Source organism: Sedimenticola hydrogenitrophicus, assembly GCF_029017505.1.
GTDB classification, from domain to species: domain Bacteria; phylum Pseudomonadota; class Gammaproteobacteria; order Chromatiales; family Chromatiaceae; genus Sedimenticola; species Sedimenticola hydrogenitrophicus_A.
Genome location: NZ_JAQGEI010000020.1, coordinates 1 through 23,632 on the forward strand (window position 1 = coordinate 1; position 23,632 = coordinate 23,632).

Consider the following 23,632-nt stretch of genomic DNA (forward strand, 5'->3'; position numbering starts at 1 on the left):
GGGGTGGAGAACGAGGAGCAGATGCAGTTTCTGCGCAAGGAGAACTGCGACGAGATGCAGGGCTTCCTTTACAGCAAGCCGATCTCCGCCGACGAGATCGCGGAGATGATCCGCCAGGGTTTCTGGCACACCAGCGCCACCCGGGACAAGCGGCAACCGAGCCGGCCCCTGGGCTCCGATCGGGCCCCCATCAAATAAGGACTACTCCTCGAAGTAGGTGTAGCCGTGCAGGCCCGCTTCCAGCTCGCTGAACAGGGACTCGGTCTCCTCCCCGCTCAATCCCGCCACGGCCATCTTCTCCCGGTACTTCTCCAGCATCACCTCGGGGGAGAAGTGGACATAGCGCAGCAGCTCGTCAACGGAATCGCCGCGCTCCGGCTGGGTAAGGCGGTAGCCGCCCTTGTCATCCAACTCCAGGTTGACCGCATCGGTATCGCCGAACAGATTGTGCATGTCGCCGAGGATCTCCTGGTAGGCGCCGACCAGGAAGATCCCCAGCAGGTAGGGCTCGCTGGGGATCAGGTGGTGCACCGGCAGGGTGCTCTCCACGCCATCCTGGTCGACATAGTTCTCGATGCAGCCGTCCGAATCGCAGGTCAGGTCGTGCAGCACGGCGCTACGCTTCGGCTCCTCGTTCAGGCGGTGCAGCGGCATCACCGGGAACACCTGGTCGATGGCCCAGACGTCCGGCAGCGACTGAAACAGGGAGAAGTTGCAGAACAGCCGGTCGGAGAGCTGCTCGCGCAGCTGATCCAGCAGCTCGCGGTGACGCCGCGAACTGCTGCTCAGGCGGGGCATCAGCTGGCTGCAGATGGTGTTGAATATCCCCTCCGCCAGGGCCCGCTGCTCCAGGTCCAGCACCCCGCGTTCGAACATGTCGTGGGCCTCTTCCAGACCGTGACGCGCCTCCTGGTAGAGTTCGGTGACCGAATAGTCGTCCAGCCCCACCAGTTCGGCCAGGGAACAGAGCACTTCCGGGGCATCCTCCGGCAGCTGAATCCGCGCCAGGGTCTCCGGAGCCGGATCGCTGTCGATCACATTCACCATCAGCATGGCGTGATGGGCGGTCATGGCGCGCCCGGATTCGCTGAAGATCATGGGATGGGGCAGCTCCTGCTCATTGCAGATGCGGGCGATCGCCTTTACCACCTCGCGCGAATAACTCTCCATGCTGTAATTCATCGAGCAGTCGTGGCGCGAGCTGGTGCCCTCGTAATCGACACCCAGTCCGCCGCCCACATCGACCACCTTGATCGCGGCACCCAGCCGGTGCAGTTCGCCGAAGAAGCGCGCCACCTCGCCCATGCCGCGCCGGATGTCCCGCAGGTTGGGGATCTGCGAGCCGATATGGGAGTGCAGCAGCTGCAGCCGGTCCAGCTTGCCCACCGAGTCGAGCCGCTTGACCAGCTTCAGCACCTGCATGGCGGTGAGGCCGAATTTCGATTTCTGCCCGCCCGAGTCCTGCCAGTAACCGGTGCCGGACGAGGAGAGCCGCACCCGCACGCCCAACAGCGGCGCCACGCCCAGCTCATCGGCCGCCGCCAGCACCAGCTCCAGCTCGGAGAGTTTCTCGATCACGATATAGACCCGATGCCCCAGCTTCAGGCCGATCAGGGCTAGGCGGATATACTCGCTGTCCTTGTAGCCGTTACACACGATCACCCCGCCCTGCGGGGCGTGCGCCAGCACCGCCGACAGCTCCGGCTTGCTGCCCGCCTCCAGGCCGACACTCCCCTGCTCCTTGGCCAGCACCTCTTCCACCACGCTGCGCTGCTGGTTTACCTTGATCGGGTAGATGGCCATGTAGTTGCCGGTAAAATCGAACTCCTCCATGGCGCTGCCGAACGAGCCGCACAGGGCCGAGACCCGCTCATGCAGAATATCGGTAAAGCGCATTAGTACCGGCCACGACAGCCCCGTCTTCTTCACTTCATGGGCCAGGCGGTAGAGATCGATCTCCACATCGCCGTCACGGATCGGCCGGGCGACCACGTGCCCCTGCTCGTTGATGCCGAAGAATCCGTCACCCCAGCGGTGGATCCCGTAGTCCTGGGGTACGATGTGTATCTTGTGTTTCATGGGCTAGTTACTCTGCCAGGGCACCTAGGCTACAAGGCGGCGAAAAGATGGGCGTATGATAACCGATCGGCCCGGATGATATAGAGCGATGATATAGGGAATCAGGAAAAAATCTGCCCGGACCGGCGCCAGCCCGACGGGCGACTCAGCCGCCCTGGCGGCACAGCCGCTTCACCTCGTCCCGCGCCCTCTGCAGGGAGACGCGGAACTCGGCGTCCGAGAGGAAGCGGCGCGTTCCATCCGGCTGCAGCTGATAGAGGCCGGCGGCGGACTCGTACTCCCGTACCCGGTTCTTCGCCTCGACGCAGGCCAGCTTGCGCCGGGCCTCCTCGGCGGCCCGTTTTTCCCGCGCCCGGCGCTTCTCCTCGCGCTCGTCCCGGTAGGCGTCGAGCATCTTCTGGCGCAGCTCCCGGCGTTGCTCTTCGGTCGCCGGTGCGGCATCCCGGCCGGGAGCCGGCCGCCGCCTGAGCTGCAGCTCCTCCGCGGGCCGGTCCGGCGGGGGCCGGTCACCGAACTGGGTGCGGCCGTCCGCGTCGACCCAGCGGTACACCGCCGCCTGGGCCGGATGAAGCCCGACCGCACCCCACAGGAGTGCCAGTATGCAGATAATTCGTCCCTTCATTTCAGTCTCTCCCCGCGCCCTCCGCGCAGCACCCCGCCGCTCAATCCACCCCATAGAGTGCAGCTTTCTCCTCGATACCCACCTGCCCCTTGGGTGTCATGCTCTCCAGGTCGGGATGGGCAACCCGGTTGCGCCCCTCGGCCTTGGCCTGATACAGCAGGCCATCCACCTGTTTGACAAAGGCATCTGCGGACAAATGGCTGTTCCGCAGGAAGACGCTAACCCCCATGCTGGCGGTGACAAACAGGGGTTCCCCCTCCACCATCACCGGGGACGCCGCGATCGCCGCGCGCAGCCGCCCGGCGGCATTGACCGCCCGGGGCAGCGGCGTCCCGGGCAGGATCAGCGCGAACTCCTCACCGCCGTAGCGACAGGGTATATCGATCTTGCGCAGCAGGCTGACCATCAGCCCCGCCACATGGCGCAGCACCTGGTTCCCCACTTCGTGGCCCCACACATCATTGACCTCCTTGAACCGGTCCAGATCGAGCATGATCAGCGCCGTGGGTTGACCGGTGCGATGGGTTCGCTCCTGCTCCTGCTCCAGGGCCTGGGAAAAATGCCGGTAATTGAACAGCCGGGTCAGCGGATCGGTCAACACCAGCTCCTCCAGCTCCTCCAGCTCGCGGCGCATGGCGATCAGCGCGTCAATGTGTCCACAGCGGCATTCGCCAACGGGACATTGCGGTTTTTTCGTGTCTCTGCCGTGCATGTGAACCAAAAGATGAACCATCCGAGTCACCGATTCTACGGATTAGATGATCAATTTGCAGCAGTTAACCCTAGCCGGGCAGAAAATACCGCTCCCGGCCATCCCTGGACAAAAAAAAGGGGCGCCACCCGGGCGCCCCAACTCGTCGCATTGAGATGCGTTATCAGATGCCGGAGCCGCGCGAGCCGACAAACTCGGGGTAGGCTTCCAGTCCGCACTCGCTGAAGTCCACACCGTTGTATTCGTCCTCTTCGGAGACCCGGATACCGACCGTCGCCTTGAGCACCAGCCAGACCAGGAAGCTGGCAGCGAAAACCCAGCCGAAGATCACCAGCAGACCGGTCAGCTGCGCACCGAACGTGGCGTCGCCATTGGAGAAGGGAACCGCCAACAGGCCCCACATACCGACCGCACCGTGGACCGAGATGGCACCGACCGGATCGTCGATCTTCAGCTTGTCCAGCGACAGGATGGCAAACACCACCAGTACGCCACCGATCATTCCCACCACCGTGGCCCACAGGGGGCTGGGCGCCAGGGGCTCCGCCGTGATCGCCACCAGGCCGGCGAGCGCACCGTTCAGGGTCATGGTCAGATCGGCCTTGCCGAAGATGACGCGGGCGGTCAGCAGGGCCGCGATCACGCCGCCGGCCGCCGCCGCATTGGTGTTCACGAACACCGCGGCCACCGAATTCGCCTCGCCCACATTGGAGAGCACCAGTTCCGAACCGCCATTGAAGCCGAACCAGCCCATCCACAGGATGAAGGTGCCCAGGGTTGCCATCGGCATATTGGCACCGGGAATCGCGCGGATCGCGCCGTCGGCACCATACTTGCCCTTACGCGCCCCCAGCAGCAGCACACCGGCCAGGGCGGCGGAGGCACCCGCCAGGTGGACCACGCCGGAACCGGCAAAGTCCTGGAAACCGAGTGCATCGAGGAAACCGCCGCCCCACTTCCAGTAACCCTGCATCGGATAGATGAAGCCGGTCATCACCACGGCGAACATCAGGAAGCTCCAGAGCTTCATGCGCTCGGCCACGGCACCGGAGACAATGGACATGGCGGTGGCCACGAACACCACCTGGAAGAAGAAGTCGGACATGCCGGAGTAGTAGTCACCGTCATACCAGCCCGCCGGGTCCTGACCCAGCACTGCCACGGCATCGTTGTCGCCGCCGAACATGAATGACAGATCGAGGGCGGGAATCACCCCGTTACCCCCCTCCGGGTACATGATGCCGTAGCCCATCAGCATGTACATGACGCAGGCGATGGCGTACAGCGCCACGTTCTTGGTCAGAATCTCGGCGGTGTTCTTGGCGCGCACCAGCCCCGCCTCCAGCATGGCGAACCCCGCCGCCATCCACATCACCAGCGCACCGGATACCAGAAAGTAGAAGGTATCGAGGGCATAGCGAAGATTGAGTATATCTTCCATAGCATTAACCTCTATATTTAAAGCTTATTGTTTGAGTTCAGAGTGCATCCGGGCCGGTCTCGCCGGTACGTATACGCACCACCTGCTCCAGATTGGCGACAAAGATCTTGCCGTCACCGATCTTGCCGGTCTTGGCCGCCTCGCTGATCGCCTCGATCACCTGATCCAGCTTGTCGGCGGCAATCGCCACATCCACCCGGATCTTGGGCAGAAAATCGACCACATACTCGGCCCCGCGATAGAGCTCCGTGTGACCTTTCTGACGACCGAATCCCTTCACTTCCACGACAGTGATACCGGAAACGCCAATCTCCGAAAGCGCTTCGCGTACGTCATCCAGCTTGAACGGCTTGATGATTGCAGAAACCAGTTTCATACATGTTCTCCTGCTGTTTTTGAGATGGTGAGCCATTTAGTCCATGGACCGGAACCAGCCGGTCCGGCTTACACTCTCTTTTGCAGCTCCCGTGCCAACAGTGATTTTTGATTTATATTCAATAAGATAAAAATAACCAGACAGATCACAAGGCAAATAAGGCGCACCAAGAAGAGGCTGCGCGAAATATACGCACCAATCTGGTGCAAATAAAATCGAGGGCTTGGCCCGCCATCCCGCGTCGCGGGACTCAGGGCCACATCATCTAAACACGCAACGGCTTGTGAGAATGGATCTGCCTGCTTGATTGACGGGTGTCCGCGGCCATGGATGGCCACGGCAAGCCCCCAAGGATGGGTTTACGGCGTCCCGGCAAGCAAGCAGGCAGATCCTCGCCCCGCCCGAATTCAGATGACATCGTCCCACCATCCCGCGTCGCGGGACTGGACAACCGCCCCCGCCCCCGCTATCTTGCGCCCATGATTGACTCCAAGCTTTTAGATGATCTCGCCAAGCGGGTGGCCGGCAGCCTGCCGGCCGGTCTGCAACTGCTACAGGAAGACCTGCAGAAAAACCTGCGTTCGGCACTGGAGGCCGGCCTCGGCCACCTGGAGCTGGTGACCCGGGAAGAGTTCGAGATCCAGCGCGCCGTGCTGCTGCGCACCCGGGAGAAACTGGAGGTGCTGGAACAGCGTATCGCCGACCTGGAAGCGGAGACCAAACAGTCCGCTGATTGATGACCACGGAAGCCGCTCAGTGACGACCGGCCCGACACCCGCCACGGAAGGTGAACATGTCCCTCGCTACCCTGCACAGCCGCGCCCGCAGCGGCATCCACGCCCCGCTTGTCACCATCGAGGTGCACCTGGCCAACGGCCTGCCGGCCCTCTCCATCGTCGGCCTGCCGGAGATGGCGGTGAAAGAGAGCAAGGACCGGGTGCGCGGCGCCCTGCTCAACTCCGGCTTTGAATTTCCCGCCCGGCGCATCACCATCAACCTGGCCCCGGCCGACCTGCCCAAGGAGGGCGGGCGGTTCGATCTGGCCATCGCCCTGGGCATCCTGGCCGCCTCGGGCCAGATCCCGCCCCACTCACTGGACCCTTATGAATTCATCGGTGAACTGGCCCTCTCCGGCGCCCTGCGTCCGGTCAGGGGGGTCCTGCCGGTGGCCCTGGCGGCCCGGGATGCCGGACGTGGCCTGATCCTGCCCCAAGGGAGCGCCGCCGAGGCCTCCCTGGTGAGCCGGATCCCGCTGTTTCCGGCCAATCATCTGCTGGCCGTCTGCGACCACCTGATCAAGGGGGATGGCATCGCTGCGTTGGCAGGTTTTGCCGCCGCGCCGGTGAGGCTCCGCCATCCCGACCTGGCCGATGTGCGGGGGCAGGCCCACGCCAAACGGGCACTGGAGATCGCCGCCGCCGGCAGCCACAGCCTGCTGATGATCGGGCCGCCCGGTACCGGCAAATCGATGCTCGCCTCCCGCCTGCCCGGCATCCTCCCCGGGATGAGCGAGCAGGAGGCGCTGGAGACGGCGGCCATCCGCTCCATCAGCAGTCAGGGCTTCTCCGCCGCCGACTGGCGCCAGCGGCCGTTCCGCGCGCCCCATCACACCGCCTCCGGGGTCGCCCTGGTGGGGGGCGGCAGCAATCCGCGACCGGGGGAGATCTCGCTGGCCCACAACGGGGTGATGTTTCTCGACGAGCTGCCGGAGTTCGACCGCAAGGTGCTGGAGGTACTGCGGGAACCCTTGGAGAGCGGTCAGGTAACCATCTCCCGTGCCGCCCGCCAGGAGCAGTTTCCGGCCCGCTTCCAGCTGGTCGCGGCAATGAACCCCTGCCCCTGCGGCTACCTGGGTGACAGCAGCGGGCAACTGTGTCGCTGCAGCAGCGACCAGGTGGCGCGCTATCGCGGCCGCATCTCCGGGCCGCTGCTGGACCGTATCGACATGACCATCGAGGTTCCCCGCCTGCCGGCCCAGGCGCTCCAGGAGAGCGAGCCCGCCGCTGCCGAAACGAGCGAAACGGTGCGTGCCCGGGTGGAGCAGTGCCGGCAACGCCAGCTGGCGCGCAATGGCTGTCCCAACAGCCATCTGGCCGGGCGCCAGCTGGACGAGAGCTGCGGCCTCTCCGCCGAGGCACGCCAGCTGATCACCCGCGCCATGGACCAGTTGGGCCTCTCCGCCCGCGCCTACCACCGCATCCTGCGGCTGGCCCGCACCATTGCCGATCTGGTGCAATCCGATACCATCCACACCGCCCATCTCAGCGAAGCCATCGGTTACCGGCGCCAAGACCGCCGGAATTAGCGGCGCTGTCATCGCACCGTAACCCTTTCGCCACAGAACCGTAAGATACTGACTACACTGACTGATAGGGCTCTGAGTAACTACTCACGGGGTGATTAAAATGTGGTGGATAAGCCGGTAGGCTTATCCACCAATGCTTACGGGGTGATTGGCCTGACTTGTTGGTCGATCTTGATCCAGCCATCGCGTGAGGCCGGCAAGGCAGGCCAATCACTTACAGACCGGGTGAGTATTTACGACACTGAATTTGAGCCGGCCGGAAGTGGAGGCGCCACATGAACTATCATATTCTGCTCATCCTGGGAGTGCTCGGTGGCCTGTTCAGTCTGAACGGCTCCGCCGCCAACCCGAATGACTGCTACAACCCCTTTACCCACAGTGCCGAATACCCCCCCGCGCAGCTGCGCCAGGTGGCTAAAAAGTGTGATGAAACCGCCATCGCCAACCTGTTCTATAACCGCGCCTATCACGCCGAGCTGCTCGACAAGTTCCAGATACTCAACCGGCTGCAGGCCCATCAGCCGACTGACGACCTGACCCATTACCACACCCAGCGCATCTTCATCGCCCTCGCCGAGGCGTTCGCCGACCGCGCCTGGACACGCGGCGAGGCACAGGCTATCACCCTGCTCAACCGGCAGTATGACCGCTCCATCGAGATTGCCGAGTACCAGCTGCGGGGCTATGACAAACTGGCGGCCCACGCCCTGCAAGCGCCCGCCAACCCCTGATTCGGATTCCGCAGGCGGCGCATCCAGCAGGGCCACGTCATCTAAATGTGCAAATGTTTGGAAGAGAGGATCTGACTGCTTGTTTGACGGGTGTCCGCGGCCATGGGTGAGGCAAGCTCTTGCGAAGCGCAGCTTCGCGCGCAGCTGAACGCTGAAGCAGCTGTGCTGCGAGGCCGGAACGGCCGCGGCAAGCAAGCAGGCAGATCCTCGCCCCACCCGAAGTTAGATGACGTCGTCCCGATGCATCCAACCAGACCACTCCCGCTCCGCCTCGGAACGCGGTAGAATCCGCCGCCATGCTCAGATTCGACAGACTTAGCCTGTGGCGCGGGGTAAAACCGCTGTTCGCCGACGCCAGCTTCATCATCCATCCCGGTCAGCGGGTCGGCATCACCGGCGCCAACGGTACCGGCAAATCGAGCCTGTTCGCCCTGATCCGCGACCAGCTGCATGCCGATGCCGGGGATTTCTACCGCCCCCGGGACTGGGTCATCGCCCACGTCGCCCAGGAGACCCCGGCCGACCCGCGCCAGGCGCTCGACTACGTGCTGGACGGCGACCAGGAGCTGCGCCAGATCGAACAGCAACTGGCGCAAGCCGAGCTGGCCCACCAGGGCGAACGGGCGGCCGAACTGCACGCCCGGCTCGACACCATCGGCGGCTACACCGCCCGCTCCCGCGCCGCCCGGCTGATCCACGGGCTCGGCTTCCGCCCCGGCGAGGAACTCCATCCGGTCAACAGCTTCTCCGGCGGCTGGCGCATGCGCCTCAATCTGGCCCGCGCCCTGATGTGCCGCTCCGACCTGCTGCTGCTGGACGAACCCACCAACCACCTCGACCTGGACGCGGTGATCTGGCTGGAGGAGTGGCTCAAGGGCTACCCCGGCACCCTGCTGCTGATCTCCCATGACCGGGACTTTCTCGACGCCGTCACCAGCCACATCGCCCATATCGAGCAGGAGCGCATCACCCTCTACAGCGGCAACTACTCCGCCTTCGAACGGATTCGCGCCGAGCGCCTGTCCAACCAGCAGTCGGCCTTCGAGAAACAGCAGCGAGAGGTGGCCCACATCCGCAGCTATGTCGACCGCTTCCGCGCCCAGGCAACCAAGGCGCGCCAGGCCCAGAGCCGGCTCAAGGCGCTGGAACGGATGGAGCTGATCGCCCCGGCCCACGTCGACTCGCCGTTCCACTTCAGTTTCAGGACACCGGACAAGACCCCCAATCCGCTGCTCAAGCTGCTGGAATCCAGCGCCGGTTATGGCGAGCGGCAGATCCTCGACCGGGTCAAACTCAACCTAGCGCCGGGTGATCGGATCGGTCTGCTCGGCCCCAACGGCGCCGGCAAGTCGACCCTGATCAAACTGCTGGCCGGCGAACTCCAGCCGAGCGGCGGCAAGCGGGAGACGGCGCAGGAGCTGAAGATCGGCTACTTCGCCCAGCACCAGCTGGACCAGCTCAATCCGCAGGAGAGCGCCCTGGCCCACCTGCTACGTCTCGACCCCAAGGCGACCGAACAGTCGCTGCGCGACTTCATCGGCGGCTTCGGCTTTGCCGGGGAGCGCGCCGACGGCCCGGTGGCCCCCTTCTCCGGCGGCGAGAAGGCGCGCCTGGTGCTGGCCCTGCTGGTCTACCAGCGGCCCAACCTGCTGCTGCTGGACGAGCCGACCAACCACCTGGACCTGGAGATGCGCCACGCCCTGGGCCTGGCGCTGCAGGATTTCGCAGGCGCCATGGTGGTGGTCTCCCATGACCGGCACCTGTTGCGCACCACCACCGACCAATTGCTGCTGGTGCACGGCGGCAACGTGGACGAATTCAAGGGCGACCTGGACGAGTACCCCCGCTGGCTGGCCGACAACCGCAACGCCGACCAGCGCCAGGAGAAAAACGGCGGCGACGTCGAACACAGCGCCGGCGCCCGCAAGGAGCGCAAGCGTGCCGACGCGGAGCGGCGCAGGCAACTTCAGCCGCTGAGAAAAGCCGTGGAACAACATGAGAAAATGCTCGAGCAGCTGACTGGGAAGCAGCACATCCTGGAGACCGCCCTGGCCGATCCCTCCCTCTACGAGTCCGGCCAGAAGGACAAACTGAAACAGCTGCTGGCCGACCAGAGCCAACTCACCCGGCAACAGCAGCAGACCGAAGAGGCGTGGCTGGAGGCGTGCGAGGCCCTGGAGTGCGCCGAGACCGCGTTGAGTGGCGAACTGGACTAAGTGCCCACGATTTGCAGTAAATCACCAGAGGCGGGATCATGACCGCTAACGCAACAGCTGGATCGGCGAGCGCCAGGTGGATTCGCCGATTATCCGGGGACAGCAGCTAAGGAGAATAAAATGTCCGTTGATGACGTGGTATGGGTGCTTAAAGAGAATAAAGAGGTAGTGGAATCCTATGTCTTGATTCGCGAAATAAAGTTACAGCTGGATCTGGAGCACGAGCGCTTTCATCCGGAGCTGAAGATAAAAATATACAAAAGCACCATGATTCCGGATACCCCGTTCCATTTCGAAGTCAGCCATCATGTGCATACACCTGAGCAGGCTACCCCCTATTATCCCACTCGCATATCCTACGGGTCCGAGCGTGAGGCAATCCAGCAGGCCATTGCCACGACGACCCGCTTTCTCAAAGCGGCACTGCACGCCGGTCACGAACCCGAGGAGGCGTGGCTGGTGCGAAACGACCGGTTCTGACCCGGCTCACTTGCCAAAATGACGCTTTGGGTGCACATTGTCGCCCCACCCAGCGTTCCCGGTGTACCTTCATGCTCAGTTATCGTCACGCCTTCCACGCCGGCAATTTCGCCGATGTCTTCAAGCACCTGGTGCTGGTCAGGAGCCTGGAGTATCTGCTGCAGAAACCGGGGCCGCTGCTCTATATCGATACCCATGCCGGCGCGGGAAGCTATCCGCTCGACAGCGCCATGGTTCGCAAGACCAACGAGCATGCGGATGGCGCGGGCGCCTTGCGGCTCGCCGAACTGCCGGCGGATTTTGCCCCCTATGGCGGGCTGATCGAACGCTACCGCAGGCGCCGGATCTATCCCGGCTCGCCGCTCATCGCCGCCGACCTGCTGCGCGAACAGGACCGGCTGCGGCTGTTTGAGCTGCATCCCACCGATTACCCGAAACTCGCCCGGCTGTTTGCCAGGGACCGGCGTGTGCGCACCGAACAGGGTGACGGGCACCATGCCCTGAAGTCCCTGCTGCCGTCGCCGCAGAAACGCGCCCTGGTACTGATGGACCCGGCCTATGAGGTGAAGCGTGAGTACCAGACGGTGGTGGAGTCGCTGCTGGCCGGGTACAAGCGTATGGCCAACGCCACCTTCCTGCTCTGGTATCCAGTGGTACAGCGCGACTGGATCGAGCGCCTGATCAAGCAAATGCGCGCCGCCAACCTGAAGGATGTCTGGCAATTCGAGCTGGGCATGCAGGCGGATAACCGGGAGCGCGGCATGACCGCCAGCGGCATCATTGCCATCAATCCGCCCTGGGTCCTGCCCGGGCAGATGGGCGAACTGTTGCCGCTGCTGCAGCAGCAACTGGCGCCCGCCCGGGGGTTTTATCTGGTCCGGCAGCTCACGCCCGGATAAGGACCCGCGCTGACAAAACCCGCTCCTCGGGCGCTAAGGGCTCGCGCAAAAATAAGTTCCGGTATTCGGTCGCCCCTGGACCCCGCCGCCTGCGTTACGCTTTTTGGCAAGGGAACAGCCATTGCCTGCAAAGCGTGCCTTGCCGGCGTGGCCCAGTGACGCCCTCGGTACTAAGGAATTATTCTTGCGCGAGCCCTAACCGGGGTATAATCAGCGCACTTTCCGAAACACGGTGACCCGATGAAACTCCTGATACGCAACCTCGCCCGTAGCACCACCGAAGCGGAACTCCGCGCCCTGTTCGAGGCGTACGGCACGGTGCAGTCCTGCACCCTGGTGATGGATCAGGCGAGCGGCCAGTCAAAGGGTTTCGGCTTCGTCAACATGCCCAAGCCGGGGGAAGCCAAGGCGGCGATGAAGAGCCTGAACGGGCAGGAGCTGGCCGGCAGCCGGATGCGGGTGAAAAAGGCCGAGACACCGCAGGCAAAACCAGGCAGCGACGACTAGCAGCAATGGTGGATGTGCCTACCGAATTGTCCACCCTTAAGACTACAACCTGTAGGATGCGGTGAGTAAAACGAACCGCATCGGTCCGGCGGCCAGCCAATGATGCGGTTCGCAAGCTCACCGGCATCCTACCCAAAAAACCGGTCATAGGGCGCCCCGTGGGCGCCTAACCCACCCAAAGCTGAATCAGCTGTACCCCGCTAATAAAATTGGAAGACTACTAGCCACACCCCGCCTTGCCGGAATCACTCAGCCGGCCTGCTCCTCCCGTTCCAGCGCCAGTTGCGCCTTGTTATGGTCACGCGCCAGCAGCAGATAGAAGGCCGGCAGTACAAACAGGGTGAAGAAGGTGCCGATCCCCAGCCCGGTGGTGATGGTGAGGCCGATATCGAAGCGGCTGACCGCCCCCGGGCCGCTGGCGGTCAGTAGGGGGAGCATAGCGACTATCAGCGCCACGGCGGTCATCAGGATCGGCCGCAAGCGGATCGCCGCGGCCTTCTCCACCGCCTCGCGCTTCGACAACCCCTCCTTGATCTGCAGCTGATTGGCGAACTCCACGATCAGGATGCCGTTCTTGGCCACCACCCCGATCAGGGTGATCAGGCCGACCTGGGTGTAGATATTCACCGAGGCCATGCCCAGGGTGATGAAGACCATCGCCCCGGCGATAGAAAGCGGTACCGAGATGAGGATGATCAGCGGATCGCGCCAACTCTCGAACTGGGCCGCCAGCACCAGGTAGATCACCAGCAACGACAGGAAGAAGGTGACCACCAGACCGCTACCCTGTTGGGCGTACTGGCGCGAATCGCCGGCATAATCGTAGCTGTAGCCTTTCGGCAGCAGCTCCTGGGCCTGGGCCTCCAGGAAGGTCAGGGCATCACCCAGCTTGACCCCGGGGAAGGTCACCCCCTCCACCGCCACCGAGTTGAGCTGCTGGAACTGGGTGCGTTTCGAGGGTTCGACCCGGCTCTCCATGCGCACCACGCTGGAGAGCGGCACCAGCGCCCCGCCGCCGCTACGGATATGGTAGTCATCGAGCATCGCCTCGCTGAGCCGGTAGGCCTGCTCGACCTGAGGAATCACCTTGTAGCTGCGGCCATCGAGATTGAACCAGTTGACGTGGCCGCCACCCAGCATGGTGCCCAGATTGCGGCCGATCTCCTGCATGCTGATGCCCAGGTCCCCGGCCCGGTCGCGGTCGACCAGCAAGCGGGTGACCGGGCGGTCCAGGTCCACCGACTTCTTCAGGAACATGAAGTTGCCGCTGCCCATGCCGCGACCGATGATCTGATCGGCCAGCTCGATAATCTCTTCATAGGTGCGGTCGCTGGTAATCACGAACTGCACCGGCAGGCCGCCGGCGGAACCGGGCAGGCTGGGCCGGGGAAAGGCCACGCTCTGGAACCCGGCCACCTTGTCCAGGGCCGCCTGGACCTCCGGCTGCACCATCGTCTGGGTGCGCTCGCGCTGGTTGATGGAGGTCATCTTAAAGCCGCCGAACACCGTGTCCTGGGAGCGCCCGAGGATGTAGAAGCCGTCGTTGTACTCGGGAATCCCCTGAAACTCCTCCTGGATCTGCCGCGCATAGGCGCGGTGGTAATCCAGGGTGGCGGTGCGCGGACCGCTGGCCTGGAAGAAGAGAATACCCTGATCCTCGGTCGGCGCCAGTTCGTTCTGGCTGGTGACGAACATCAGGTAGATGGCCGGCAGGGTGAGCAGGGCGAAGATGACGCTCACCGACACGGTGGAGAGCGAACCGTGCAGCAGCCGCCGATAGCCGTCGGCCAGCCAGTTGAAGAACGCCTCGACCCGCTGCTCGAAGCGCCCCTGGCTGCCGTGGGGCTTGAGTACATGTGCGGAGAGCACCGGCGAGAGGGTCAGGGCGACGATACCGGAGATGATCACCGCGCCGCTCAGTGTGAAGGCGAACTCGGTGAACAGGGTGCCCACCAGCCCGCCCATGAAACCGATCGGCGCATACACCGCCAACAGGGTGGTGGTCATGGCGATGATCGGCACCGCCATCTCCCGCGCCCCGTAGATGGCGGCGTGGAACTTGGTCTCGCCGCGTTCGATGTGCCGATGCACATTCTCCACCACGATAATGGCGTCATCCACCACCAGGCCGATCGCCAACACCATGGAGAGCAGGGTCAGCAGGTTGAGCGAGTAACCCAGCAGCAGCATGACGAAGGCACCGCCGATCAGCGACAGCGGTACCGCCACCGCCGGCACCGCGGCGGCGCGGAACGACCCCAGCGTCAGGTAGACCACGAACAGCACGATCAGCACCGCCTCGATAATGGTGCGGTAGACTTCGTCGATGGAGTTCTGAATAAAGGTGCTGGCATCGTAGGGGATCATCACCTGCATCCCCGCCGGCAGCTGGGCGCGGATTTTCGGCACCTCGTCATTGACCAGCCCGGCCACGGTCAGCGGGTTGGAGCCCGGCGCCTGCTCGACGGCGATGAACACCGCGGGGATGCCGTTATACCAGGCGGTGGAGTCGTAGTCCTCGGCCCCCAGCTCGGTGCGGGCGATATCCCCCAGGCGCACCAGCGCGCCGTTGCCGCCCCGCACCACCAGGCGCTGAAAATCCTCTGCCCGATTGATGTCGGTGCTGGCGGTCAGGTCCACCGCCACGTATCGGCCCTTGGTCGAGCCGATACCGGCCAGGTAGTTGTTGTTCCGCAGCACATCGGCCACATCCTCGGCAGTCACCCCCAGCGCTGCCATGCGCCGCGGGTCGAGCCAGATGCGCATGGCGAACTGCTGGCCGAACATGCGCGCCTTGGCCACCCCGGGCAGGGCCTGCAGCTGCGGCTGCACCACCCGCAGCACATAGTCGGCGAGCTGCACCCGGGATATCTCCTGGCTGTAGAAGGCGACATACATCAGGGCGGTGGAGTCGCCGGTGGTGGACTCGATAACCGGATCCTGGGCATCCGCCGGCAGCACATTGCGCTTGCTGGCCACCTTGGCCTGGATCTCGGCGACGGCGGCGTTGGCATCGTAATTGAGCTCCATGTGCACCTCGATGCTGGAGCTGCCCTGGCTGCTGGTGGAGAACAGGTAGTCGATGCCGTTGGCCTCGGCGATGGCCTGCTGCAGCGGGGTGGTGACAAAACCCTTTACCAGGTCGGAGCTGGCCCCCGGGTAGCTGGTGGTCACCTTGACCACGGTGCTGTCGATCACCGGATACTGGCGCACTTCCAGCATGCCGATGGAACGCAGGCCGACAATCAGGATCAGCAGGCTGACCACCGTCGCCAGTACCGGGCGTTTGATAAAGATGTCGGTAAAGTTCATTGTTCCACGACCTGGCTGTCATCCAGCTCTACCGAATCATCGATGGTGACCGGCTGTCCGTCGCGCAGCTTGACCAGTCCGGCACGCACCACCCGTTCCCCGGCCGCCAGGCCACGGATGACCGCCACCCGTCCCTCCCGCACCGCGCCGGTCTCGACCTGACGCCGTTGCACCCGCAGCCCCCCGCCCTCGGCTTCGCCGATGACATAGGCGAAATTGCCGTAGGTGTTGTAGCTGATGGCGGTACGCGGCACCGTGAGCACGGCCATCTCCTCCCGCATCAGGGTCTCGACCTCGGCGAACATTCCCGGACGCAGGCGCTGGTCCGGATTGGGCACCGTGGCGCGTACCCGGATCGAACGGCTGCCCTCGTCCACGCCGGCATCGATGGCGCTGACGCGCCCGCTGAACGGCGCGTCCGGGTAGGCGGCGACCCGCAGCCGCACCACCTGGCCGGGGGCCACCCGGCTGAACTCACGCTCCGGCAGCGCATAGTCCACGTACAGCGGATCCAGGGCCTGCAGGCTGACGATCGGGGTGCCGGCCGGAAGATACTGCCCCTGGTCCACCTGGCGGATGCCGAGGATGCCGACGAACGGGGCGCGGATCACCTTCTTGCGCACCGTGGCCTGCTGCTGCGCCACCTTGGCCTGGGCACTTTCATAGGTCGCCTTGGCGATATCGAACTCCGATTTGGAGACCGCCTGCTTCGGCATCAGCTCGGCGGTGCGCCGGAACTGCACCTCGGCCAGGCGCTGGTCGGCCTTGAGCGACTCCAGGGTAGCCAGTTCCACCGAATCTTCCAGCCGCAGCAGCGCCTCGCCGGCCGTGACCTGCTGACCCGAATCGAAATTGATCAGACTGACCATGCCCGGCACCTCGTTGGTGATTTCGATGCCGCTCTGCGCCCGCAGACTGCCCACCGCGCGCAGCATCGGCTGCCAGTTCTCCTGCCGCACCCGGGCCGAGGCGATTACCGCCGGGGGGCGCGGCGCGGTCAGTTGCGCATTCATCTGCTGGAACTGTTGGAACTTCCAGTAACCGACACCCGCGGCGGCGGCACCGAACAACAGCAGGACAATAATCAGCCGTTTAATCATGAACTTTTTCCTGGGGATTTACGGGTAAGGAGGGGTGGCCAACCGTGCCGGATGACGCCTCGGCCGAGGGCGCGGTCAAACAGCCGTGAAATAGCAGATCTCCGGCCATCTTCACGAAACGACGCGGATCGTCGGCGAAATCGACAAAGGGAAAATGACGCAGCACGTTGCGGCTCTGAAAGAAAAACACATTGGTGCTGATGATCAGGTGCGCCAGCAGCGCCGGATCCAGGTCGCGGCGGAACTCCCCGCTCTCCTGCCCCTCGCGCACAATCGCCACCAGTTCGCTGAAGCCCTCGAAAAACACCTGTTCGGCCAGTTCCTTGCCACCCTCGGGGCTGGACTCCATCACCTCGCGCACCACCAGGCGCGAGACCTGTTCCCGGCGCAGCAGGGTATCCAGGTGATGGGCGAGGAAGGCTGAGAGCTGCTCGGTAACCGTGCTCCCGGAAACCCGTCCCTGCCGCAGCGCCGCGCTGCTGTCGCGGCAGGCCTCGCGGATCACCTCCAGATAGAGCTGGTGCTTGCTGCGAAAATGGTGGAACACGTTGGCCTTGCTCACCCCGGCGCCGCGCGCCACTTCGCTCATGGAGGTGGCGTCATAGCCCTTTTCGGCGAACAGGCCGGCGGCGACATCCAGAACGGCCTGGCCGCCGGAAGAAAGCCGTTCCTCACTCCGTGCCGGGTGGGTGATATCGGGGGTTTGTGTCGGTGTCATCGGGATTCCATACTGACCGATCGGTCAGTACTATTCTAATACCGTCGGTGAACCTTCACAAGACCTGTCCCCCGCCACAGCGATTCTGAATATGGCCTCCAACAGCCGTTAACGGTTGAACACATAGGGGTCGGAGTCGGATGGCACTTAGTTAAGCCGGGATGCACCTGTTTCCGTCATTCCGGCGCAGGCCGGACAAAAGCGCGAAGCGCGTTGAACGACTGAAAGTCGGCCCGAAGGGTGAGCGAAGCGAATCATCCAGGAAAACCGCCTCCATCGAGCCGCCTGGATCCCGGCATTCGCCCGGATGACGATGGTTCTGTGCTTAACTAAGTAGCATTCGGGTCGGAGTCAAGTCGCGCAGCGGTGGCGGAAAACTCCTACCGATCCGCGCGACTTGACTCCAACCCCTTGCCCGCGACTCCCGGGTAGTATGGCTACTCCAGCACTTCCACCGTGGCGCCGAGCTTCAGTTCGCCCGCCCCGTCGTGCAGCAGGTTCTGGCCGAAATAGACCTGGTTGCCCTCGCGCCGGTAGCGGTTGAGGGTGCGCAGTGGCTCCACCCCCTTCTCCCCGGTCTCCGGGTCGATGGTGGGGATGACGCAGCGGGAACAGGGCTTGGCGACCCGGAAGGTGAGTCCACCGACGCGGATACGCCGCCAGCCGTCCTCGGCGTAGGGCGCGCATCCGGAGACCACCAGGTTGGGGCGGAAGCGCAGCATCGGCAAGGCCTGCTCCAGCCGGCTGTTGAGGTCGTCCAGCGAGGCCTGGGAGATCAGCAGAAAGGGGAACCCGTCGGCAAAGCCGACCAGGTCCTGCGGACCCGCGTAGCGGGGATCAACCGCCCGCTCGGTCTGCTCCGGCATGAAGAACAGCCGGCAGTCGATGCCGAGGAACCGACTCAGCCAGGCGGCCGGTTCCGCGCCGGCGCCCTGCGCCAGACACTGGTCACCCCACACCTGCACCGTCGCCGCGGCTGCCCCGTCCGGCGCGAAGGTCACATCCAGGTCCGGCATGGCGGGTGCCGACAGCCGCAGGCCGCCCGGCGTGAGCGCGGTGCGGATCAGCGCCATGCGCGGCTGCTGACGCTGTGTGATAAACTTCCCAGCCGCATCCACCACGATCCAGTGACGATCATAACGGATGCCCCGACCATCCACCGGCGCGCGCTCCAGGGCGATGCCGCGCAGGGATTTCACCGGGTAAAAATAGAGTCCGCTGAGGGTCAGTTGGCTCATGTGTGCTCCTTTCAACAGCCAGGCGGCCGGTTTAGTCCGGCCTGATAACGCCGTATTATCGAGCCTGGCGGAATTTGTCCACAGGGGTCGGCGTGATGGACGTCACAAATATGCGCAAAACCCGCCCTTCATTCTTAGGAAAATCTGCCGCCTATAATGGGACAAGAAATGCTTATGGGCCAGCCCGCCGGAGAAAATAGTTATGGAGATCATCCCCTACCTGAAGCTGATGGTTCAGAAAAACGGTTCTGACCTGTTTTTCAGCACGGGTGCCCCCCCCAATCTGAAGGCGGAGGGGCGCACCATGCCGATCGGCGACACCCCGATGGCACACGGTGCGGTACGCAAGCTCGCCTATTCGATCATGAGTGATGACCAGATCTCCGAATTCGAAGGCACCATGGAGTGCAACCTGGCCGTCTCCATGAAGGGGCTGGGGCGATTTCGTGTCAATGTGTTCCGCCAGCGCGGCGACGTCTCCATGGTGATCCGCTATATCAAGGGTGACATCCCGACCATCGAGCAGCTGAACCTGCCGCAATCACTGAAGGACCTGATCATGATGCCGCGCGGCCTGATCCTGGTGGTGGGCTCCACCGGATCGGGCAAATCCACCTCGCTGGCCTCGATGATCGACCACCGTAACGCCAGCACCACCGGGCACATCCTCACCATCGAGGACCCGGTGGAGTTCCTTCACACCCACAAAAAGTCGGTGGTGGATCAGCGCGAGGTGGGGCTGGATACCCTCTCCTACGAGGTGGCGCTGAAAAACGCCATGCGCGAGGCACCGGACGTGATCCTGATCGGCGAGATCCGCGACCGCCAGACCATGCAGCACGCCATCGCCTATGCCGAGACCGGTCATCTCTGCCTCTCCACCCTGCACGCCAACAACGCCAACCAGGCGCTGGACCGCATCGTCAACTTCTTCCCTGATACAGCCCACCATCAGCTGTTCATGGACCTGTCGCTCAATCTGAAGGCGGTCGTCTCGCAACGCCTGATCAAGAGCAAGGATGGCCGACGGGTGCCGGCGGTGGAGATCATGCTGCTCACCACCTTCGTCGCCGAGCTGATCCAGAAGGGCGATATACACGCCGTCAAGGAGGCCATGGAGCAGGGCAATGAGCGCGGCATGCAGACCTTCGACCAGGCCCTTTACAAGCTCTACAAGGATGGCAAGGTGACCCTTGAGGAGGCGCTGGCCAATGCCGACTCGCGCAACAACCTGTCGCTGAAGATCCGCCTCGCGGAGAGCGGCAACGTGGAAGGCGGTAGCGGGGCCATGGCCATCTCCGACGAGGAGTTCTTCTGAAGCCAGCCAACCCGGGCCGGGTCACCGCTGAATAACTCAAGTTTCGTAGTTCACAAGGCGTCGTTCAGGGCGGCCCGCCCGGCATTTGGAACTGATCTCCGACACTTGAGTGAATAAGTATGCGGAACTGGTTTATCTACATCCTGCGCTGTGGAGACGGCACGCTCTACACCGGCGTCACCACCGATGTCGAGCGCCGGCTGCATGAGCACAACCACGGTCCGAGAGGCGCCAAATACACCCGCGCCCGCCGCCCCCTGGTCCTGGCCTATCAGGAAGCGGCCGAGTCACGCTCGGCCGCCTGTCGGCGGGAATGGGAGATCAGACAACTGAGCGCCGCGGAGAAACGGCGCCTGATCTCTGCGCGGCCGGGGAATTCGCGTTAGAATAGCCACTTTCAGCCTGCGCCAGACACCATGACCAAGACCCCGAACACCACCCCCTGCTGGATCTACCGCAGCAGCAAGAAGGACGAGATGTACCTCTATCTCGCCCGCCAGGATGCCTTCGAGGATGTGCCACAGGCGCTATTACAACGCTTCGGCACCCCGCTACCGGTGATGGAGCTGGCGCTGCACCCCGACCGTCCACTGGCACGCGAGGACGTCAACAAGGTGATCGGCAATCTGCGCAACTTGGGCTATCACCTGCAGATGCCGCCCAAACTGGTACCAGACCTGTATGACGGCGAGACCATCTGAATCATGCGTGAAATCATCCTGCTCAACGTCACCGGCAAGGATCACCCCGGCCTGACCGCTTCCCTGACCGGGGTACTGGCCGATCACCGGATCAATATCCTCGATCTCGGCCAGGCGGTGATCCACGACCACCTCTCGCTGGGCATGCTGCTGGAGATTCCGCCCGAGGCGCAATCCGGACCGGTGATCAAGGACCTGCTGTTCCAGGCGCACCAGCTGGGCCTGCAGATCAATTTCACCCCGATCGACGAGGAGGCCTATGAAACCTGGGTCAGCCACCAGGGGAAACTGCGCTATATCGTCACCCTGCTGGGGCGCAAATTGAGCGCCAGCACCATCGCCCATGTGGCCGAGGTGGTCTCCCGGCACGGCATGAACATCGACGGCATTACCCGCCTGTCGGGGCGCTTCTCCCTGCGCGGCGCCAACCCCCACCGCCGCGCCTGTGTCGAGTTCACGGTGCGCGGCGAGCCCGCCGACCTGGGCGCGCTGCGCCACGACCTGCTGGAGATCAGCAGCCGCGACGAGGTGGACGTGGCGTTCCAGGCCGACGACCTGTATCGCCGCAACCGGCGCCTGATCGTGTTTGACATGGACTCCACCCTGATCCAGGTGGAGGTGATCGACGAGCTGGCCACGGCCGCCGGCGTCGGTGAGGCGGTGGCCGCCATCACCGAATCGGCGATGCAGGGAGAGATCGATTTCAAGGAGAGTTTCCGCCGCCGCATGGCCCTGCTCAAGGGGCTGGACGCATCGGTGCTGGCGGATATCGCCGAGCGGCTGCCGATCACCGAGGGGGCGGAACGGCTGATCTCCAACCTGAAACGGCTCGGTTATCAGGTCGGCATCCTGTCCGGCGGCTTCGGCTATTTCGCCCGCCACCTGCAGGAGAAACTGGGGGTCGACTTCTTCTCCGCCAACGAGCTGGATATCCGCGACGGCAAGCTTACCGGCGAGGTGCAGGGCGAGATCGTCGACGGCACCCGCAAGGCCGAGCTGATGCAGCAGATGGCGCGCGATCTCGGCATCGGCCTGGAACAGGTGATCGCGGTGGGTGACGGCGCCAATGACCTGCCGATGCTCAGCCTGGCCGGTCTCGGCGTCGCCTTCCATGCCAAACCGGTGGTGCGGGAAAACGCCCGCCACGCCATCTCCACCCTGGGACTGGACGGTATACTTTATCTGCTCGGGGTACGCGACCGCGAGGTCAAGTGAACTGCCTTTTTTTCAACACAATCCGGGAAACGCCCATGAAACCGCCCATGAACACACTGGCCAAACTGATCGCCACCGGCCTGCTGAGCCTGGCCGCCACCGTCGGCGTTGCCGGGGAGCTGATCACTGTCTACAAATCCCCCACCTGCGGCTGCTGCGGCGCCTGGGTCGAACACCTGAAGGCGAACGGCTTCGAGGTGCAGACCCACAACACGGACCGCATGGACCAGGTCAAGCAGTCGTTGGGAGTGAAACCGCAACACGCCTCCTGCCACACCGCCGAGATTTCCGGCTATGTGATCGAGGGGCATGTGCCGGCCGACGAGATCCGCCGTCTGCTGCGGGAGAAACCGGCGGTGGCCGGCCTGACCGTGCCCGGCATGCCGATAGGTGCGCCCGGCATGGAGGGTGCGCGCCAGGACCCCTATCAGGTGCTGACCTTTGACCGTGAAGGCAACAGCGCGGTCTTCGCCGACTATTGAACCCCGTACTCCGCTCGCGGTAGTGCCGAGGCTCCAGATTGGTGGGCATGCTTTTATGCCAACGCGGATGCCACAACACAGCTCGTAGGGTGAGCACGCTTTTGCGCCCACGCGGAAACAACCACAAGGAGACAGCGTGGGCACGCAAGACGTCTCCACCCTACCACTGCCTTTCCACTTGATGGGTTACGTCGTTCCTCCTCCACCCATCCGTTTCCAAGAAAGCACTGGCCGCATCACACCCCCGGCAACATGGGTAGCTACATACCCCGCGCCTCTTTCACCCGCTCATAGGCCTGGCGGATCTCGTGGGTCTTCTGAGTCGCCACCTTCATCATCTCCTCCGGCAGACCCTTGGAAACCAGCTTGTCGGGATGGTGCTGGCTTAGCAGCCGCCGGTAGGCCTTTTTCACCTCGGCATCGCTGGCATCGGAGGGGACATTGAGCATGGCGTAGGCGTCCTGCAGCGAGGGGCGGGCGGGTTTCGCCTCGGCGCGACGTCCGCCGCCGAAATGGCGCTCGGCGCGGATCATCTTCTCCAGACGGCGGAAGGCGAATTCGGGGATACCAAGCCGCTTGCAGATATGCAGCAGCATCTGCTCTTCGGCCTTGTGCAGGCTGCCGTCGGCGTAGGCCGCCTGCAGCTGGATCTCGATGAACATCTGGATCAGGGTGTTGCGGCGGTGACACTCGGTACGGAACTGCTCCAGCACCCTGTCCAGGGGAAACCCGGCCGCCTTGCCCTGATTGAACAGGTTGATGGCGGTGCGGCGCATCTCCTCGCTGAGGTCCATCTCTGCCATCACCGAGCGGGCCAGGGCGATCTCGTCCGGCGAGACCCGCCCATCCGCCTTGGCGATGGCGCCCATCACCGAGAAGGTGGTAGTGAAGAAGGCGGTCTGCACCCGCTCCTGGTCGCCGGGGGCGAAGCGCTCGTCCTCGGACAACCCCTTGATGCCCTTATCCAGATTGTGGCCCAGCACGGCCCCGAGGAGCGCACCGATCGGCCCGCCCACCATGAAGCCGAACGCGCCGCCGGCCAATTTTCCCCACCAGCTCAATGGAGCCTCCCGTCATTTGTTGTTACGGCATCGCCCTGTCCCGGCGAGTCTGCCGACGACAATACAACAGCCGGCGCGGCCGTTCCAGCCGCAGCGGCGCTTTCTGCTGACCGGGAGTG

General features: G+C 63.8%; 23 protein-coding genes. 13 read left to right on the forward strand and 10 right to left on the reverse strand.

Going from position 1 to position 23,632, the window contains the following annotated elements; all coding sequences use genetic code 11:
* Positions 1 to 198 (forward strand): hypothetical protein (locus O9K64_RS13320; RefSeq protein ID WP_275098572.1); only part of this gene is annotated, 198 nt, incomplete at its 5' end.
* 3 nt (positions 199 to 201) lie between these two features.
* Here O9K64_RS13320 and speA read toward each other — a convergent pair.
* From speA to glnK, 5 genes are all read right to left on the reverse strand, one after another.
* Positions 202 to 2,079 (reverse strand): biosynthetic arginine decarboxylase, encoded by a 1,878-nt coding sequence (gene speA / locus O9K64_RS13325; protein ID WP_275098573.1) that lies wholly within the window; start codon positions 2,077 to 2,079, stop codon positions 202 to 204.
* A 145-nt stretch (positions 2,080 to 2,224) separates the two neighbouring features.
* Complete coding sequence (locus tag O9K64_RS13330) at positions 2,225 to 2,701, reverse strand: DUF4124 domain-containing protein (RefSeq protein ID WP_275098574.1); 477 nt, start codon at positions 2,699 to 2,701, stop codon at positions 2,225 to 2,227.
* A 40-nt stretch (positions 2,702 to 2,741) separates the two neighbouring features.
* On the reverse strand, positions 2,742 to 3,434 hold the full coding sequence (locus O9K64_RS13335; protein WP_275098575.1) for a GGDEF domain-containing protein: 693 nt from the start codon (positions 3,432 to 3,434) through the stop codon (positions 2,742 to 2,744).
* A 142-nt stretch (positions 3,435 to 3,576) separates the two neighbouring features.
* Positions 3,577 to 4,854 carry an ammonium transporter gene (locus tag O9K64_RS13340; protein ID WP_275098576.1) on the reverse strand — a complete coding sequence of 426 codons (1,278 nt, stop codon included), beginning with the start codon at positions 4,852 to 4,854 and terminating at the stop codon, positions 3,577 to 3,579.
* 37 nt (positions 4,855 to 4,891) lie between these two features.
* Entirely contained in the window at positions 4,892 to 5,266 is a 375-nt protein-coding gene (gene glnK, locus O9K64_RS13345; protein ID WP_335342295.1) for a P-II family nitrogen regulator, read from the reverse strand.
* 443 nt (positions 5,267 to 5,709) lie between these two features.
* Here glnK and ubiK point away from each other — a divergent pair, with 443 nt between their 5' ends.
* The 7 genes from ubiK (at position 5,710) to O9K64_RS13380 (ending at position 12,368) form a co-directional block, all read left to right on the forward strand.
* On the forward strand, positions 5,710 to 5,967 hold the full coding sequence (gene ubiK, locus O9K64_RS13350) for a ubiquinone biosynthesis accessory factor UbiK (protein ID WP_275098577.1): 258 nt from the start codon (positions 5,710 to 5,712) through the stop codon (positions 5,965 to 5,967).
* Positions 5,968 to 6,023: 56 nt separating this feature from the next.
* Positions 6,024 to 7,535 carry a YifB family Mg chelatase-like AAA ATPase gene (locus O9K64_RS13355; RefSeq protein WP_275098578.1) on the forward strand — a complete coding sequence of 504 codons (1,512 nt, stop codon included), beginning with the start codon at positions 6,024 to 6,026 and terminating at the stop codon, positions 7,533 to 7,535.
* Positions 7,536 to 7,810: 275 nt separating this feature from the next.
* Complete coding sequence (locus O9K64_RS13360; RefSeq protein ID WP_275098579.1) at positions 7,811 to 8,266, forward strand: hypothetical protein; 456 nt, start codon at positions 7,811 to 7,813, stop codon at positions 8,264 to 8,266.
* Between the two features lie 296 nt (positions 8,267 to 8,562).
* Entirely contained in the window at positions 8,563 to 10,482 is a 1,920-nt protein-coding gene (locus tag O9K64_RS13365) for an ATP-binding cassette domain-containing protein (RefSeq protein WP_275098580.1), read from the forward strand.
* 120 nt (positions 10,483 to 10,602) lie between these two features.
* Entirely contained in the window at positions 10,603 to 10,962 is a 360-nt protein-coding gene (locus O9K64_RS13370; protein ID WP_275098581.1) for a hypothetical protein, read from the forward strand.
* A gap of 71 nt (positions 10,963 to 11,033) precedes the next feature.
* The gene (locus tag O9K64_RS13375) at positions 11,034 to 11,861 is read left to right on the forward strand and encodes a 23S rRNA (adenine(2030)-N(6))-methyltransferase RlmJ (protein ID WP_275098582.1); all 828 of its coding nucleotides are present in this window, start codon (positions 11,034 to 11,036) and stop codon (positions 11,859 to 11,861) included.
* A gap of 240 nt (positions 11,862 to 12,101) precedes the next feature.
* On the forward strand, positions 12,102 to 12,368 hold the full coding sequence (locus O9K64_RS13380) for an RNA recognition motif domain-containing protein (protein WP_260295074.1): 267 nt from the start codon (positions 12,102 to 12,104) through the stop codon (positions 12,366 to 12,368).
* A 249-nt stretch (positions 12,369 to 12,617) separates the two neighbouring features.
* Here the strand turns inward: O9K64_RS13380 and O9K64_RS13385 are convergent, their stop codons facing one another.
* The 4 genes from O9K64_RS13385 to O9K64_RS13400 all read right to left on the reverse strand — a co-directional run bounded on the left by O9K64_RS13385 (position 12,618) and on the right by O9K64_RS13400 (position 18,736).
* The gene (locus O9K64_RS13385; protein ID WP_275098583.1) at positions 12,618 to 15,680 is read right to left on the reverse strand and encodes an efflux RND transporter permease subunit; all 3,063 of its coding nucleotides are present in this window, start codon (positions 15,678 to 15,680) and stop codon (positions 12,618 to 12,620) included.
* Positions 15,677 to 16,780: an efflux RND transporter periplasmic adaptor subunit gene (locus O9K64_RS13390; RefSeq protein WP_275098584.1), complete on the reverse strand. Its 1,104-nt coding sequence runs from the start codon at positions 16,778 to 16,780 to the stop codon at positions 15,677 to 15,679. The genes O9K64_RS13385 and O9K64_RS13390 overlap by 4 nt, the downstream gene beginning before the upstream one ends.
* Positions 16,773 to 17,498: a TetR/AcrR family transcriptional regulator gene (locus tag O9K64_RS13395; protein WP_275098585.1), complete on the reverse strand. Its 726-nt coding sequence runs from the start codon at positions 17,496 to 17,498 to the stop codon at positions 16,773 to 16,775. Before O9K64_RS13395 ends, O9K64_RS13390 begins: the two co-directional genes overlap by 8 nt.
* 437 nt (positions 17,499 to 17,935) lie before the next feature.
* A complete protein-coding gene (locus O9K64_RS13400) occupies positions 17,936 to 18,736 on the reverse strand; it encodes an MOSC domain-containing protein (protein WP_275098586.1) in 801 nt (266 codons plus the stop codon).
* A gap of 202 nt (positions 18,737 to 18,938) precedes the next feature.
* Here O9K64_RS13400 and O9K64_RS13405 point away from each other — a divergent pair, with 202 nt between their 5' ends.
* From O9K64_RS13405 to O9K64_RS13425, 5 genes are all read left to right on the forward strand, one after another.
* Positions 18,939 to 20,054, forward strand: coding sequence for a PilT/PilU family type 4a pilus ATPase (locus O9K64_RS13405; protein ID WP_275098587.1), 1,116 nt, complete (start codon positions 18,939 to 18,941; stop codon positions 20,052 to 20,054).
* A gap of 119 nt (positions 20,055 to 20,173) precedes the next feature.
* Positions 20,174 to 20,440 carry a GIY-YIG nuclease family protein gene (locus O9K64_RS13410; RefSeq protein ID WP_275098588.1) on the forward strand — a complete coding sequence of 89 codons (267 nt, stop codon included), beginning with the start codon at positions 20,174 to 20,176 and terminating at the stop codon, positions 20,438 to 20,440.
* 30 nt (positions 20,441 to 20,470) lie between these two features.
* Positions 20,471 to 20,755 carry a YcgL domain-containing protein gene (locus O9K64_RS13415; protein ID WP_275098589.1) on the forward strand — a complete coding sequence of 95 codons (285 nt, stop codon included), beginning with the start codon at positions 20,471 to 20,473 and terminating at the stop codon, positions 20,753 to 20,755.
* Between the two features lie 3 nt (positions 20,756 to 20,758).
* Positions 20,759 to 21,970 (forward strand): phosphoserine phosphatase SerB, encoded by a 1,212-nt coding sequence (gene serB, locus O9K64_RS13420; protein ID WP_275098590.1) that lies wholly within the window; start codon positions 20,759 to 20,761, stop codon positions 21,968 to 21,970.
* Between the two features lie 47 nt (positions 21,971 to 22,017).
* On the forward strand, positions 22,018 to 22,452 hold the full coding sequence (locus tag O9K64_RS13425) for a DUF411 domain-containing protein (RefSeq protein WP_275098591.1): 435 nt from the start codon (positions 22,018 to 22,020) through the stop codon (positions 22,450 to 22,452).
* Between the two features lie 260 nt (positions 22,453 to 22,712).
* Here the strand turns inward: O9K64_RS13425 and djlA are convergent, their stop codons facing one another.
* Positions 22,713 to 23,513 carry a co-chaperone DjlA gene (djlA, locus tag O9K64_RS13430; protein WP_275098593.1) on the reverse strand — a complete coding sequence of 267 codons (801 nt, stop codon included), beginning with the start codon at positions 23,511 to 23,513 and terminating at the stop codon, positions 22,713 to 22,715.
* Between the last annotated feature and the right edge of the window lie 119 nt (positions 23,514 to 23,632).

What these genes read in the sequence shown, in the direction of transcription:
- speA (WP_275098573.1), bottom strand. Translation starts at nt 2,079, where the DNA reads ATGAAACACAAGATACACATCGTACCCCAGGACTACGGGATCCACCGC.
- O9K64_RS13330 (WP_275098574.1), bottom strand. Translation starts at nt 2,701, where the DNA reads ATGAAGGGACGAATTATCTGCATACTGGCACTCCTGTGGGGTGCGGTC.
- O9K64_RS13335 (WP_275098575.1), bottom strand. Translation starts at nt 3,434, where the DNA reads ATGGTTCATCTTTTGGTTCACATGCACGGCAGAGACACGAAAAAACCG.
- O9K64_RS13340 (WP_275098576.1), bottom strand. Translation starts at nt 4,854, where the DNA reads ATGGAAGATATACTCAATCTTCGCTATGCCCTCGATACCTTCTACTTT.
- glnK (WP_335342295.1), bottom strand. Translation starts at nt 5,266, where the DNA reads ATGGCTCACCATCTCAAAAACAGCAGGAGAACATGTATGAAACTGGTT.
- ubiK (WP_275098577.1), top strand. Translation starts at nt 5,710, where the DNA reads ATGATTGACTCCAAGCTTTTAGATGATCTCGCCAAGCGGGTGGCCGGC.
- O9K64_RS13355 (WP_275098578.1), top strand. Translation starts at nt 6,024, where the DNA reads ATGTCCCTCGCTACCCTGCACAGCCGCGCCCGCAGCGGCATCCACGCC.
- O9K64_RS13360 (WP_275098579.1), top strand. Translation starts at nt 7,811, where the DNA reads ATGAACTATCATATTCTGCTCATCCTGGGAGTGCTCGGTGGCCTGTTC.
- O9K64_RS13365 (WP_275098580.1), top strand. Translation starts at nt 8,563, where the DNA reads ATGCTCAGATTCGACAGACTTAGCCTGTGGCGCGGGGTAAAACCGCTG.
- O9K64_RS13370 (WP_275098581.1), top strand. Translation starts at nt 10,603, where the DNA reads ATGTCCGTTGATGACGTGGTATGGGTGCTTAAAGAGAATAAAGAGGTA.
- O9K64_RS13375 (WP_275098582.1), top strand. Translation starts at nt 11,034, where the DNA reads ATGCTCAGTTATCGTCACGCCTTCCACGCCGGCAATTTCGCCGATGTC.
- O9K64_RS13380 (WP_260295074.1), top strand. Translation starts at nt 12,102, where the DNA reads ATGAAACTCCTGATACGCAACCTCGCCCGTAGCACCACCGAAGCGGAA.
- O9K64_RS13385 (WP_275098583.1), bottom strand. Translation starts at nt 15,680, where the DNA reads ATGAACTTTACCGACATCTTTATCAAACGCCCGGTACTGGCGACGGTG.
- O9K64_RS13390 (WP_275098584.1), bottom strand. Translation starts at nt 16,780, where the DNA reads ATGATTAAACGGCTGATTATTGTCCTGCTGTTGTTCGGTGCCGCCGCC.
- O9K64_RS13395 (WP_275098585.1), bottom strand. Translation starts at nt 17,498, where the DNA reads ATGACACCGACACAAACCCCCGATATCACCCACCCGGCACGGAGTGAG.
- O9K64_RS13400 (WP_275098586.1), bottom strand. Translation starts at nt 18,736, where the DNA reads ATGAGCCAACTGACCCTCAGCGGACTCTATTTTTACCCGGTGAAATCC.
- O9K64_RS13405 (WP_275098587.1), top strand. Translation starts at nt 18,939, where the DNA reads ATGGAGATCATCCCCTACCTGAAGCTGATGGTTCAGAAAAACGGTTCT.
- O9K64_RS13410 (WP_275098588.1), top strand. Translation starts at nt 20,174, where the DNA reads ATGCGGAACTGGTTTATCTACATCCTGCGCTGTGGAGACGGCACGCTC.
- O9K64_RS13415 (WP_275098589.1), top strand. Translation starts at nt 20,471, where the DNA reads ATGACCAAGACCCCGAACACCACCCCCTGCTGGATCTACCGCAGCAGC.
- serB (WP_275098590.1), top strand. Translation starts at nt 20,759, where the DNA reads ATGCGTGAAATCATCCTGCTCAACGTCACCGGCAAGGATCACCCCGGC.
- O9K64_RS13425 (WP_275098591.1), top strand. Translation starts at nt 22,018, where the DNA reads ATGAACACACTGGCCAAACTGATCGCCACCGGCCTGCTGAGCCTGGCC.